Here is a 12,520-nt window from a genome sequence, read left to right as displayed (position 1 = left end):
CGGTAGCCGCGCCGAGAGGTCAGGTCAACCGCCGGCGACAAGCCCCGCCCATGGCAGATCGGGGCCGAGCGGGACGATCCCGCACGGGTTCAGGTCGCGGTGACTGGCATAATAATGCGTCTTGATGTGATCCAGGTGGACGGTGCCGGCCACCGCGGGGATCGCCAGCATGCGCTCAAGCAATGCCTCGATCGCCGGGTAATCCTGGACCCGTCGGACGTTGCACTTGAAATGGCCGTGGTACACGGCGTCGAAACGGACCAAGGTCGTGAACAGGCGAATGTCGGCCTCGGTCATTCGGTCGCCGACCAGCCACTCGCGCCCGCGCAGCCGCTCCTCCAGCATGTCCAGCGCGGCGAACACGCCGCGCACTGCCTCCTCGTAAGCCTGCTGCGTCGTCGCGAAGCCGGCCTTGTACACGCCATTGTTGACGCGGTCGTACACGTCGTCGTTGATCGCATCGATCTCGGTGCGCAACTGGGCGGGGTAGAAGTCTCCGTCCGCCGCGCCCAGCCGATCGAAGGCGGTGTTGAACATGCGGATGATCTCCGCCGATTCGTTGCTGACGATCGTCTCCGTCTCGCGGTCCCACAGCACCGGCACGGTGACCTTGCCGGAATAACCGTCGCGCGCGCGGGCGTAGGTTTGCCAAAGGAAGTCCGCGCCGTGCAGCGGATCGCCCATGCCGCCACGCGTCGTCTCGAACGTCCAGCCGTCATCGAGCATCACCGGGTCCACCACGGACACCGGGATCATCGCCTCCAATCCCTTGAGCGCGCGGACGATCAACGTCCGGTGCGCCCATGGACAGGCATGGCTGACGTACAAATGGTAACGATCCGCCGCCGCCGGTCGCGCGGCCTGCCCGTCAGGTCCCGGCCTACCATCGGCGGTCACCCAGTCGCGAAATCCTGATTCCTGCCGCTTGAACGCGCCTTTCGCGCTGTCCTCCGTCACCTTGCCGGCGTGCCACACGCCGTCGATCATCCTGCCCATCTCTCGCACCCTGTCTGCTGACGATGGCTGCGGGAACGCACGAGCCGAACGGTCGTGCCGACGAGCACGAGTCCGGCAGGGACGCCTATACCGGTTGCGCGTCCCCGTCCGCGTAGCGATGCGTGCACAATTGCGCCGCGCACGTGTCCCCCGCGTCCAGCGCGGCGACCGTCACCCACCCGTGCGCGCGCATCCGCGCCGCGTCGGTCGCCGGCGTGCCGAGCGGCAGGAACAGGCGCCGCCGCTCGGGCGCGGGTTCGCTCGCCAGCCGGTCACCGTAGAGCGAGAAGCCGGTCGCGGCTTCTTCCGCGCCGCCCTCATGGACGATCGTATAAGTGCCGCCGCGTCCGACCTCCGCACCCGCGCCACGCGCGAACAGCGAGAAGCCGAGCCAGGTCTGATATTCGAAACCGTGCCGCTCGGTCGGGTCGAGCGTCAGCGCGACGCGCCCGTCGACCGCACGCGCGATCTCGGCCAGGCCGTCGAGCCGCGACGCCAGCACGCCGGCGGTGTCGAACGCGCGCAGCCGCGCCAGCGCCTGGTCGAACGGCCCAGCGGCCTCGACCAGCGGCAGATAGGCGGGTGCGATCTGCGCGACGCTGCCCGCGTCCTTTGCGTCCAGTCGCTCGCGTAAGGATGCGAGCTGCTCGGCCGCAACCGGCATCGCCCCGGCGGCGAGCGCGTCAACCAGGTCGGGCAATGTGAAGTCGATCGACACGCCCGACACGCCCGCTGCTTCAAGCGCCTCGACCGCAACGGTCACGACCTCGCGCGCGGCGGCGACCGAGTCGAGCCCGATCAGCTCGGCCCCGATCTGGCGCAGCTCGCGCGCGGGCGACAACTGCCCGCCGCGCAGTTTCAGGATCGAGCCGGCGTAGCTGAGGCGCACCGGGCGCGGATGGTGCGCCATCCGCGTGGCTGCGATCCGCGCGACCTGCGCAGTCAGGTCGGGCCGCACCGCCAGCGTGCGCTGCGACACCGGATCGACGAAGCGCACCGCGTCGTTCAATCCGCCGTCCTTGAGCCGCGTCGCGAGGCTCTCGGCATATTCGGCGAGCGGCGGATCGACGCGCTCGTAACCGTGCAGGCCGACCGCGGCGAGCACGCGCGCCTCGATCGCCGCGGCAGCATCGGCATGCGGCGGCAGCCGGTCGCGCAAACCCTCGGGAAGAAGCGCGGTCATGCTATCTGCCCCCTCTCCCCTGCGGGGAGAGGGCTGGGGTGAGGGGCCGCCCCAAGCGCCACGTCGATGGCGTAAAGAACGCCCTCCAGATTACTCATCACGTCCGCGTTGGTGAACCGGATCACACGATAGCCTTGTGCAGCGAGCCACGCCGTCCGTCGCTCGTCACGCGCTCCGTCGCCTGCGTGGGTGTCGCCGTCAACCTCCACGATCAGGACGTGTTCGCGCGCACAGAAGTCGGCGATGTAGCTGCCAATGACGACTTGGCGAGAGAATTTGACCCCGTGCAGGTGGCGGTTACGGAGAACCGACCACAATCGCCGTTCCGGCTCAGTCATCTCGCGCCGCGGACGACGGGCGCGGTCGCGAGGGACGGGATCAGTTTTCACAACAGGATCATTTCGGAGGGCAGCGTCTGGCGCAACCCCTCACCCAACCCTCTCCCCACAGGGGAGAGGGCTTCACAAACATCAGCTCAGAACGTCAGCCCCATCGCGGTTTTCACCCCGGGCAGCGCCTTGACGCGCCCGAGCAGGTCCCCTTCGACCGCCTCGTCAACCGACAGCAGCAGCACCGCCTCACCGCCGGCCTGACGCCGCCCCAAGTGGAAGGTCCCGATGTTGACCCCCGCCTCGCCCAGCAAGGTACCCAACCGCCCGATGAACCCCGGTGCGTCCTCGTTGACGACGTAGAGCATCGGCCCGGCCAGATCGGCCTCGACCTTGATCCCGAACAGCTCGACCAGCCGCGGCGCAGCATCGCCGAACAGCGTTCCGACGACCGAGCGCTCGCCGTCCGCGGTGCGGACCGAAACGCGCACCAGCGTGTGATAGTCGCCCTCGCGCTCGCTCCTGATCTCGCGCACCTCGACGCCGCGGTCGCGCGCGAGCAGCGGCGCATTGACCATGTTCACGGTCGCAGTCTGCGTGCGCAGGAAGCCGGCGAGCACCGCGCTCGTGATCGGCTTCTGGTTGAGCTCGGCCGCCGCACCCTCGGTATGGACCGAAATACGGTCGATCGCGCCGGTCGACAGCTGCCCGACCAGGCTGCCGAGCTTCTCCGCCAGCGCCATATACGGCTTCAACTTGGGTGCTTCCTCCGCCGACAGGCTCGGCATGTTGAGCGCGTTGGTGACGCCGCCCGAGACGAGGTAGTCGGCCATCTGCTCCGCCACCTGGATCGCGACGTTGACCTGCGCCTCGGTCGTCGACGCGCCCAGGTGCGGAGTGGAGACGAAATTGGGCGTGCCGAACAGCGGCGACGCCTTTGCCGGCTCCTCGACGAACACGTCGAGCGCCGCGCCCGCGACCTGGCCTGAATCGAGCGCATCCTTCAATGCCGCCTCGTCGATCAGCCCGCCGCGCGCGCAGTTGATGATCCGCACGCCCTTCTTGGTCTTGGCGATGTTCTCGGCGGACAGGATGTTGCGCGTCTGGTCGGTCAGCGGCGTGTGCAGCGTGATGAAGTCGGCTCTGCTAAGCAGCTCATCGAGCGTCACCTTCTCGACGCCGATCTCGACCGCGCGCTCGGGGGTGAGGAACGGATCGAACGCAATCACGCGCATCTTCAACCCGCGTGCGCGGTCCGCAACGATCGAGCCGATATTGCCTGCGCCGATCAGCCCCAGCGTCTTGGAGGTCAGCTCGACCCCCATGAAGCGGTTCTTCTCCCACTTGCCCGCCTGCGTCGACGCGTCCGCCTCGGGCAATTGCCGCGCCAGCGCGAACATCAGCGCGATGGCGTGCTCGGCGGTGGTGATCGAATTGCCGAACGGCGTGTTCATCACCACCACGCCCTTCGCGGACGCCGCCGGAATGTCGACGTTGTCGACGCCGATGCCGGCGCGACCGACGACCTTCAGATTGGTCGCGTGCTCGAGGATGTCGGCAGTCACCTTGGTCGAGGAACGGATCGCGAGCCCGTCGTAATCGCCGATGATCGCCTTCAGCTCATCGGGCGTCTTGCCGGTGATCTCGTCCACCTCGACGCCGCGCTCACGGAAGATCTGCGCCGCGCGCGGGTCCATCTTGTCGGAAATCAGTACCTTCGGCATGGGAAAGCTCCGGTGTGGGAGTGAATGGCTCCCTCTCCCCTTCGGAGAGAGGGTCGGGGTGAGGGGTTTGTGTCTCACCGAGAACAGCGCCTCGGACAGCCCCTCACCCAACCCTCTCCCCACAGGGGAGAGGGCTTACGAAGAAATCAGGCGCGCGCCTGCGCGTAAGCCCAGTCGAGCCACGGCCCGAGCGCCTCGATATCGGCGGTATCCACCGTGGCACCGCACCAGATGCGCAGTCCCGGCGGCGCATCGCGGTAACCCGCCACGTCGTACGCCGCGCCTTCCGCCTCGAGCAGCGACGCCATTTTCTTGATCAGCGCCTCGTCCGCGCCCGCGACCGTCAGGCAGACGCTGGTCTTCGACCGCGACGCCTCGTCCTCGGCCAGGTGCCCCAGCCAGTCACGCTCGGCCACGATCCGGTCGAGCGCGGTGGCATTGGCATCGGAGCGCGCGATCAGCCCATCTTCGCCGAGCGACTTCGCCCATTCGAGCGACCAGATCGCGTCCTCGACAGCGAGCATCGAGGGCGTGTTGATCGTCTCGCCCTTGAAGATGCCCTCAGACAGCTTGCCCTTGCTCACCAGGCGGAACACCTTGGGCAACGGCCACGTCGGCGTGTAGCTTTCCAGCCGCTCGACCGCGCGGGGCCCCAGGATCAGCACGCCGTGCGCGCCTTCGCCGCCCAGCACCTTCTGCCACGAGAAGGTCGCCACATCGATCTTGTCCCACGGCAGATCGTAGGCGAACACGCCCGAGGTGGCGTCGGCGAACGACAGCCCTTCACGGTCGTCGGCGATCCAGTCGCCGTTCGGCACGCGCACGCCGCTGGTGGTGCCGTTCCAGGTGAACAATACGTCGTTCGACCAATCGACCTGCGCGAGATCGGGCAATTGCCCGTAATCGGCGCGGATTACGGTCGGATCGATCTTGAGCTGCTTGACCGCGTCGGTCACCCAGCCCTCGCCAAAACTCTCCCACGCGAGTGCGGTCACCGGGCGCGCGCCCAGCATCGTCCACATCGCCATCTCGTACGCGCCAGTGTCAGAACCGGGAACGATGCCGATCCGATGCGTGTCGGGCAGGCGGAGCAGCTCGCGCATCAGGTCGATGCAATATTGCAGCCGCTGCTTGCCGAGCTTGGAACGGTGCGAGCGCCCGAGCACGTCGGTGGCGAGTTTGGCGGGATCGTAGCCCGGCGGCTTGGCGCAGGGTCCGGACGAGAAATGCGGACGCGCCGGCTTGGTGGCGGGTTTGCCAGCAGCAGAGAGGGACGCACCCGTGGCGGGAGCGGCAGTCGTATCAGTCACTGTATAACTCTCCTCACAGAGAGCACGCGCGGCGTTGGGACCGCGTGGCCCGTCGACCGCGCTGAAGCAAATGGCGGTGCGCGTCAACCATTGACGTGGATCAACGATCCGCGATCTGCACAGCGCGTCCGCGATTGGTCGACCCTGGACACCATCCCGCCGCAGCCGCGCGGATCGTTAACGCGGCGGCAGGGAAGCGCGCGCTAGGCCGCAGCCTCAACCCGACACGGAGCAGCGCGAACGTGGACGCACAATGGCTGGCCGATTGGACCGCACGCGCGGGCGACGCCGTCGGCGCGCTGGCGCACGCCGTCGCCAGCTTCTTGGGCGCGGCGGCGATGCGCCTCGCGTCCACGCTTCTCGCACCCGGCTCCACCATGTCGGTGCCCGTGCTCGCTTTGTCGCTCGCCGCCTTCGCAGTCGCAGTGGCGCACCGGCGGCGCGGGCGCGGCGTGTCGTGGCGGGTGCTGCGACGCGTGCTGCTGCCGCGACGGCTGTTCGGGACCGCGTCGGGCCGCACCGACGCCTGGTTCGCGCTGACCGGCGTCACGATCACCGGTATCGCGCTCGGCTGGACGCTGATCAGCGCCCAGGTTGTCCGCGCCAGTGTACAGCCGTGGCTCGGCACGCCGCTCCAGCCGTGGCTACCCGGCTGGGTCGCAATCATCGTCGCCACGCTGGTGCTGTTCGTTGTTTACGAGTTCACCTACTTCTTCGACCACTGGATGAAGCACCGCGTGTCGTGGCTCTGGCACTTCCACAAGGTCCACCATCAGGCCGAGAGCCTGTCGCTGCTCACCAACTACCGCGTCCATCCCGTCGACACGATCATCTTCGTCAACCTGTTGGCGTTGTTCCTCGGGACCACACAGGCGGTGCTGCTGGTCGTGCTCGGTCACACAGCGACACCGCTCGCGATCGGCGGCACCAACCTGATCGTCATAGTGTCCGTGACGCTGCTGACCCATCTTCAGCACAGCCATTTGTGGATCACCTTCGGTCCGCGCTGGGGCCGCTGGCTGCTCGCCCCCGCGCACCACCAGATCCATCATTCGGACGACGCGCGGCACCACAACCGCAACATGGGCGACGTGCTCGCGGTGTTCGATCACCTGTTCGGCACCTTCTGGATGCCCGCACCCGCGCGCGAGGTGCGACGCTTCGGCGTCGATGACGGCTCGCCCGATCCACACGGGCTGCGCGCCGCGCTGCTCGATCCCTTTGTCGCTAGCGCCCGCGCGCTCGTACCGACACGCGAACCGGGCCCGGCACTCGCGACCAAGCGCGCGCCTGACCGGGTGACTGCCGCGTGATCCCGCGCACCCTCGCCGTCGCGTTGCTCCTCGCGCTCGCCGCCTGCGGCCGGATCGAGCGCCCCCCCACCGCGCCGCGCATCACCGATGCGCCCAGCGCACGCGAGACACAGCGCTGCTTCGCCGACCTGCGCGCGATGGGTGTCGCGTTCCAGCCGCTACCCGACCGTGATATGGGACCGGGCTGCGCGCTGACCGGCACCGTCAAGCTGCTCGACATCGGCGTGCCGACCGCGAACCTCGGCGCGATCCGCTGCGGCGAGGCGCGTGCCTTCACTGCTTGGGCTAGAAACGGAGTCGCGCCCGCCGCGTACCAGATTCTCGGCTCCGAACTGTCGCGCATCGTCAGCATGGGCAGCTACGCATGCCGCAACACCGTCGGCACGCGTGGCCCCGCGCGCCGCTCGGGCCACGCGGTCGCCAACGCGATCGACGTCGCCACGTTCGAGTTGAACGACGGCCGTCGCATCAGCATCCAGCGCGATTGGAACTCGCCCGACGCCGACGTGCGCCGATTCCTGCAGACGATCCACACCTCGGCGTGCCGCCGCTTCGGCACCGTGCTGTCACCCGACTATAACGCCGCGCACCACGACCACCTCCACCTGGAGGACGATCGCACCAGCTTCTGCCGCTAGCGCAACTGCTCCATCACCCCGTCGATCACGAACTGCACCGCCAGCGCGGCGAGCAGCACGCCGAGGATGCGCGTCACCACCGCCTCGATCTTCGCCCCCACGACGCGCATCAACGGCCCCGCCGCGAGCAGCGCGACCAGCATCAGCGCCAAGTTCGCCATCAGCGCGCCGAACACCACCAGAGAGCGCTCGATCCCATTGTTGCGCGCCATCAGCAGCATCACGGTCGCGATCGATCCCGGCCCGGCGATCATCGGCATCGCCATCGGGAAGATCGACACATCCTCCACTTCCGATGTCGCCTGAACCTTCGCCGCGCGGTCCTCGCGCCGCTGCGTGCGCTTCTCGAACACCATCTCCAGCGCGATCAGGAACAGCATGATCCCGCCCGCGATGCGGAACGACGCCAGCTCAATCCCGAGACCGTGGAGCAATGGCTCGCCGACCAGCGCGAAGACGAGCAGGATGATCGCCGACACGATCACCGCGCGCACCGCCATCGCGCGCCGGTGCGCCGCAGTCGCGCCCGCGGTCAGCCCGGCGAAGATCGGCGCGCAGCCGGGCGGATCGATCACCACGAAGAAGGTGACGAACGAGGAAACGAACAGCTCGAGCATCAGCCGCGCTCACCCGCGCGGGGATGGCCGCTCACAGATCGTCGTCCAGCGTCACGCCCTCGCGCCGCGCCGCGGACACCAACGTGTTGCGCATCAGCACCGCGATCGTCATCGGCCCGACCCCGCCCGGCACCGGCGTGATCGCGCCCGCGACCTCGGCCGCCGCCGAGTCGACGTCGCCGACCAGGCCCGCATCGGTGCGGTTGATGCCGACGTCGATCACGCTTGCGCCCGGCTTGATCCACTCCGCCTTCACGAAGCCGGGGATGCCGACCGCCGCCACGACGATATCGGCCTGCCGCACGTGCGCGGCGAGGTCACGCGTGCGGCTGTGCGTCATCGTCACGGTGCAGCTTTCCTGGAGCAGCAACTGCCCCATCGGCTTGCCGACGATGTTCGACCGCCCGATCACCACCGCCTCCAACCCGGCAAGGTGCGGGTGTATATCCCTGAGCAGCATGAGGCAGCCGAGCGGCGTGCACGGCACGAACCCCTCCAGCCCGGTCGCGAGCCGCCCGGCGTTGACCGGGTGGAAACCGTCGACGTCCTTGTCGGGGTCGATCCGCGTGATGACGCGGCGCTCGTCGATGTGGCGCGGCAGCGGCAGCTGCACCAAGATGCCGTCGACCGCTGGATCGGCGTTCAACCGGTCGACCAGCGCGATCAGCTCGTCCTCGCCCACGTCCGCCGACAGCCGGTGCTCGAAGCTCTCCATCCCCGCGGCGAGCGTCGCCTTGCCCTTGCTGCGGACGTAGACCGACGATGCGGGGTCCTCACCGACCAACACCACCGCGAGCCCGGGCTTGCGCCCCGACGCCGCGACCACGCGATCGACCTGTTTCGCCACGCGCGCGCGCAGCCTGCCCGCGAATTCCTTGCCGTCGATGATCCGTGCGCTCATGCGCGCTTCCTTAGTCTGCGCCGGCCGCCTTCGCCAGGGCCGCGACGCCCGACGAGATCAACAGCCCGCCCCAGTCCTCAGATCGCGGTACCGCCCGACAACAAGCTCGCGCCCACGTTGTTGAGGATGATGTTAAGGATCGCCATCGCCACCAGTACGATCATCGGCGCGAAGTCGATGCCGCCAGTGCTGGGCAACATGCGGCGGATCGGGCGGTAGAGCGGCTCGGTCAGCCGGTCGAGCCCGTCGTGGAGCGAGCGGATGAACGGGCTCGACGTATTGATGACGTTGAACACGATCAGCATCGACAGCACGAACTGGATGATGATCACCCACCACAATACGTTGAGCAGAACCTGCAGGATCTGGATGATGGTCAGCGTCAGCACGGGGCAATCGTCTCCGAACGGGTCACGCCGGCTCTAGACGATGCGGGCGTGAAACGAAACGCCCTACGCGGCGCGCGGCCGGGTGGTTCCGCGGCCGCCGCGCCGGTCGGATCAGAAGCGGTAACCCAGCCCGTACGTCACCTGGTGCCGCGCGGTATCCAGACGCTCCGTGCTGCCCAGCTCGCGCACTTCGTAGTTCTTGTAGTTGGTATAGGTGTAGTCGATGCGATTGTAGATGCGCCGACCCAGATTGAACTGCAGACCGCCACCGACGTGGTAACCGTCCCGATTGGTGCCACCTTCATTGTCGAGCAGGATGTTCTCATAATCGGTGTAGTCGTACTGAACGCGCCCGTTCGAGTATCCCACTTTGCCGTAGAGCATGAAGGTCTCGTCGAGCATCGCGCCCGCACGTGCGCCTAGCGTAAAATTGCGGCCGACCTTCTCGCAATAGCGATCGGCACCGAAGAGCTCGCTGCACTCCTTCACCGTGGATCCGTCCACGCCGGCGTAAAGGCCAAATACCAGGCCGTTGACCTGATGGTCGTAACCGAGCTCGCCGCCGTAGGCCAAACCGTCCTGGCTGCCGCTGTCGCGAAAGGTCACGCCGTCGTCCGACAGCAGACTGTCGAACGTCGGGCGGTCCCAACCGATCTTGACCTCGATACGCGGACCGCTGTTCGTCGGCGCTTCCGGCACCGCATATTGCGCGGCGGCCGGCGTCGCCGACAGACCCGCGGTCGCTGCCACGATCACCAACAAACGCTTCATCACTCATCCCCCACGCCACGACGGCTTCCTGCGCAGGGGTTGGCATCAAGTGCTTAGGATCGGGTGAACACGCCTCCATCATCATTCCGAACCCGATCCGGGATCCCGCGGCCTTATGCCCTGTCCGAGAAGCGGCTTCCCACCCGGAGACGCCCGCTCAGCCCTCCCCCCGCCGGATCAGCGTGCCCGCACCGCGCTTGGTGAATATCTCCAGCAGCATCGCGTGGCGGATGCGCCCGTCGAGCACCACCGCCGCGTCGACCCCCGCCTCCACCGCGGCCACGCACGTCTCCAGCTTCGGGATCATGCCGCCGCTGATCGTGCCGTCATCGCGCAGCGCGCGAACCTGCGCGGGGTTCAGATCGGTCAGCAGGTCGCCCTGCTTGTCGAGCACCCCCGCCACATCGGTCAGCAGGAAGAAGCGCGCCGCACCCAGCGCCGCCGCGATCGCGCCCGCCATGGTGTCGGCGTTGATATTGTAGGTGTGACCGTCCGCCCCGATGCCGATCGGCGCGATCACCGGAATGATCCCGTCGGCCGACAGCGTGTCGATGATGCGCCGATCGACCGCCACCGGCTCACCGACGAAGCCCAGATCGACGTGGCGCTCGATCCCCTGCAAGCGATCGGCGTCGCGGCTGCTGCCGACCTTTTCCGCTTGAACCAGCCCCGCGTCCTTGCCCGAGATGCCGACCGCGCGCCCGCCCGCGCGCCCGATCCAGCTGACGATCTCCTTGTTGATCGATCCCGCCAGCACCATTTCCGCGATCCGCGCGGTTTCCGCGTCGGTGACGCGCAGCCCGTCGACGAAGCGCGATTCGACCCCCAACCGCTTCAGCATCGATCCGATCTGCGGACCGCCGCCGTGGACCACCACCGGGTTGATGCCGACCGCCTTCAGCAACACCACGTCCTCGGCGAAGTCGCGCTGCGCCTGTTCGTCGCCCATTGCGTGCCCGCCGTATTTCACCACGAACGTCTTGCCGGCGTAGCGTTGCAGGTACGGCAGCGCCTCGACCAGCGTCTCGGCCTTGAGCGACGGCGTGAAGGTGGGTTCGGTCATGGCTGCGCGCGATAGCGGCGGCGAAGCGATTGCGAAAGCGATTGCGCGCGCATCGCGGACGAGGCCCTGCCTTCTCCGCCGCGCCTACTCCGCCGCAACCGTGCTCCGCCGCGCGCCCTGCCGCCGCGCCAGGTCCGCCTTCCACCCGCGCGCGCGCCACCACATGATGACGCCGGTGACACCCAGCAGCGCGGGGATCACGCCGCCGGCAAAGATGATCGCCTGCCACAGCCAGCCCATGTCGGTGCCGTCGTGGATGCGCCGCATCCAGCGCGCGACACCCGACCCACCCCGCGCGCGCTCGGGCGCGGCGACGCCGCTGTCGTCCGCCACCGTCACCGTGCGCATCGGCTGCGTGTCGTACGACACGGTCCAGTCGGACTTGAGATCGGTCGGCCACACGATCGTGCGCAGCCGCGCCTCCAGGCCGAGCGGCTTGGCGCGCGCGACAACCTGCGCCAGCGGCAGCGCCGGGCGGTCGAGCGGCCGTGCGCGCATCATGGCGGCGCGACCGCCACCCGGACCGCCGGGACCGCGCCCGCCCTCACCCACCAGCGCGCCGAAGAACGCCGGAAAGCTGATCCACGCCCCCGTCAGCGACAGCACGAACAACGGCAGCGCGACCCAGAAACCGGTCAGGTAATGCAGGTTGGTGTCGGTGTTGCGATGCCGCTTCCACCGCAACCCCCGCGCCCAGCGCCCGACGGTCGGCCACCACAGCCACAATCCGGTAAAGCTCGACAGCATCATCGCGACACCGATCCAACCGACGATGCTGCGCCCGACGCCCGGCACCATCAGGCTGCCGTGCAGCACGTGCAGCGTGCGCACCAACCCGCCACGGTTGCTGGCGACGTCCAGCACGCGCGCGCTCGGCGGGTCGAGGAAAATCATCGTGCGCGGCGGCGGCCCGGGCTGCGGCCTGGCACCGGGTTTCGGCGCGCCCGCGACCGTCACGGTGACCGGGCCGTGTCCTTCCTCGGGCAGCACCAGATTGGCGACGCGGTCCCCCGGTGCCATCCGCGCGCGCGCCGCGGCGACGTAGCGGTCGAGCGGCAGCAGCGTCTGCCCCGACACCGCGTAGCGTACCGGGTTTACTACCCGGTCGAGCGCGTCATGCCAAACCAGCGCCGCGCCGGTCAGCGAAATCGGGATGATCAGCGCGACCAGCAGCAGCCCGACCCATTTGTGCACCTGGAACCAGGTGCGCCGCCATTTGAGCTTGTTCACTTGCCGCTTCCCCGCTGTTGTTGTGCCGATGCCCCCGCACCGATGCGCTCGATCGC

General features: G+C 68.2%; 13 protein-coding genes. 2 read left to right on the top strand and 11 right to left on the bottom strand.

Annotation, left to right across the window (positions count from 1 at the left end):
* Positions 1 to 24: 24 nt before the first annotated feature.
* The 5 genes from HRV97_RS05715 to HRV97_RS05695 form a co-directional block, all read right to left on the bottom strand.
* Complete coding sequence (locus HRV97_RS05715; protein ID WP_174192930.1) at positions 25 to 996, bottom strand: glutathione S-transferase family protein; 972 nt, start codon at positions 994 to 996, stop codon at positions 25 to 27.
* 85 nt (positions 997 to 1,081) lie between these two features.
* Positions 1,082 to 2,179: an ATP phosphoribosyltransferase regulatory subunit gene (locus HRV97_RS05710; protein WP_174192929.1), complete on the bottom strand. Its 1,098-nt coding sequence runs from the start codon at positions 2,177 to 2,179 to the stop codon at positions 1,082 to 1,084.
* A complete protein-coding gene (locus tag HRV97_RS05705) occupies positions 2,176 to 2,517 on the bottom strand; it encodes an endonuclease domain-containing protein (RefSeq protein ID WP_174192928.1) in 342 nt (113 codons plus the stop codon). The genes HRV97_RS05710 and HRV97_RS05705 overlap by 4 nt, the downstream gene beginning before the upstream one ends.
* A 137-nt stretch (positions 2,518 to 2,654) precedes the next feature.
* On the bottom strand, positions 2,655 to 4,232 hold the full coding sequence (serA, locus tag HRV97_RS05700; RefSeq protein WP_174192927.1) for a phosphoglycerate dehydrogenase: 1,578 nt from the start codon (positions 4,230 to 4,232) through the stop codon (positions 2,655 to 2,657).
* Positions 4,233 to 4,378: 146 nt separating this feature from the next.
* Positions 4,379 to 5,542 carry a phosphoserine transaminase gene (locus tag HRV97_RS05695; protein ID WP_174192926.1) on the bottom strand — a complete coding sequence of 388 codons (1,164 nt, stop codon included), beginning with the start codon at positions 5,540 to 5,542 and terminating at the stop codon, positions 4,379 to 4,381.
* Positions 5,543 to 5,784: 242 nt separating this feature from the next.
* Between HRV97_RS05695 and HRV97_RS17625 the strand changes: the two genes are divergently transcribed.
* Both HRV97_RS17625 and HRV97_RS05685 read left to right on the top strand, forming a co-directional pair.
* A complete protein-coding gene (locus HRV97_RS17625) occupies positions 5,785 to 6,855 on the top strand; it encodes a sterol desaturase family protein (protein WP_174192924.1) in 1,071 nt (356 codons plus the stop codon).
* Complete coding sequence (locus HRV97_RS05685; protein ID WP_174193765.1) at positions 6,855 to 7,493, top strand: extensin family protein; 639 nt, start codon at positions 6,855 to 6,857, stop codon at positions 7,491 to 7,493. Before HRV97_RS17625 ends, HRV97_RS05685 begins: the two co-directional genes overlap by 1 nt.
* Here the strand turns inward: HRV97_RS05685 and HRV97_RS05680 are convergent.
* The 6 genes from HRV97_RS05680 to HRV97_RS05655 form a co-directional block, all read right to left on the bottom strand.
* Complete coding sequence (locus HRV97_RS05680; protein WP_174192922.1) at positions 7,490 to 8,110, bottom strand: MarC family protein; 621 nt, start codon at positions 8,108 to 8,110, stop codon at positions 7,490 to 7,492. The genes HRV97_RS05685 and HRV97_RS05680 overlap by 4 nt on opposite strands.
* A 31-nt stretch (positions 8,111 to 8,141) precedes the next feature.
* Positions 8,142 to 9,011, bottom strand: a complete 870-nt coding sequence (folD, locus tag HRV97_RS05675) for a bifunctional methylenetetrahydrofolate dehydrogenase/methenyltetrahydrofolate cyclohydrolase FolD (protein ID WP_174192920.1) — start codon at positions 9,009 to 9,011, stop codon at positions 8,142 to 8,144.
* Positions 9,012 to 9,088: 77 nt separating this feature from the next.
* Complete coding sequence (locus HRV97_RS05670) at positions 9,089 to 9,400, bottom strand: YggT family protein (protein ID WP_174192918.1); 312 nt, start codon at positions 9,398 to 9,400, stop codon at positions 9,089 to 9,091.
* Between the two features lie 111 nt (positions 9,401 to 9,511).
* Positions 9,512 to 10,171: an outer membrane protein gene (locus HRV97_RS05665; RefSeq protein WP_174192916.1), complete on the bottom strand. Its 660-nt coding sequence runs from the start codon at positions 10,169 to 10,171 to the stop codon at positions 9,512 to 9,514.
* Positions 10,172 to 10,328: 157 nt separating this feature from the next.
* Complete coding sequence (gene argB, locus HRV97_RS05660) at positions 10,329 to 11,234, bottom strand: acetylglutamate kinase (protein ID WP_174192914.1); 906 nt, start codon at positions 11,232 to 11,234, stop codon at positions 10,329 to 10,331.
* A gap of 84 nt (positions 11,235 to 11,318) precedes the next feature.
* On the bottom strand, positions 11,319 to 12,464 hold the full coding sequence (locus HRV97_RS05655; RefSeq protein WP_174192912.1) for a PepSY domain-containing protein: 1,146 nt from the start codon (positions 12,462 to 12,464) through the stop codon (positions 11,319 to 11,321).
* Between the last annotated feature and the right edge of the window lie 56 nt (positions 12,465 to 12,520).

It is taken from the genome of Sphingomonas hominis (assembly GCF_013328205.1).
Lineage (GTDB): Bacteria > Pseudomonadota > Alphaproteobacteria > Sphingomonadales > Sphingomonadaceae > Sphingomonas > Sphingomonas hominis.
This window is presented reverse-complemented; position numbering and strand designations above follow the sequence as displayed.

Excerpts from the sequence above, each read along its gene's own strand:
- HRV97_RS05680 (WP_174192922.1), bottom strand. The coding sequence starts at position 8,110 with ATGCTCGAGCTGTTCGTTTCCTCGTTCGTCACCTTCTTCGTGGTGATC.
- folD (WP_174192920.1), bottom strand. The coding sequence starts at position 9,011 with ATGAGCGCACGGATCATCGACGGCAAGGAATTCGCGGGCAGGCTGCGC.
- argB (WP_174192914.1), bottom strand. The coding sequence starts at position 11,234 with ATGACCGAACCCACCTTCACGCCGTCGCTCAAGGCCGAGACGCTGGTC.
- HRV97_RS05705 (WP_174192928.1), bottom strand. The coding sequence starts at position 2,517 with ATGACTGAGCCGGAACGGCGATTGTGGTCGGTTCTCCGTAACCGCCAC.
- HRV97_RS05715 (WP_174192930.1), bottom strand. The coding sequence starts at position 996 with ATGGGCAGGATGATCGACGGCGTGTGGCACGCCGGCAAGGTGACGGAG.
- HRV97_RS05665 (WP_174192916.1), bottom strand. The coding sequence starts at position 10,171 with ATGAAGCGTTTGTTGGTGATCGTGGCAGCGACCGCGGGTCTGTCGGCG.
- HRV97_RS05710 (WP_174192929.1), bottom strand. The coding sequence starts at position 2,179 with ATGACCGCGCTTCTTCCCGAGGGTTTGCGCGACCGGCTGCCGCCGCAT.
- serA (WP_174192927.1), bottom strand. The coding sequence starts at position 4,232 with ATGCCGAAGGTACTGATTTCCGACAAGATGGACCCGCGCGCGGCGCAG.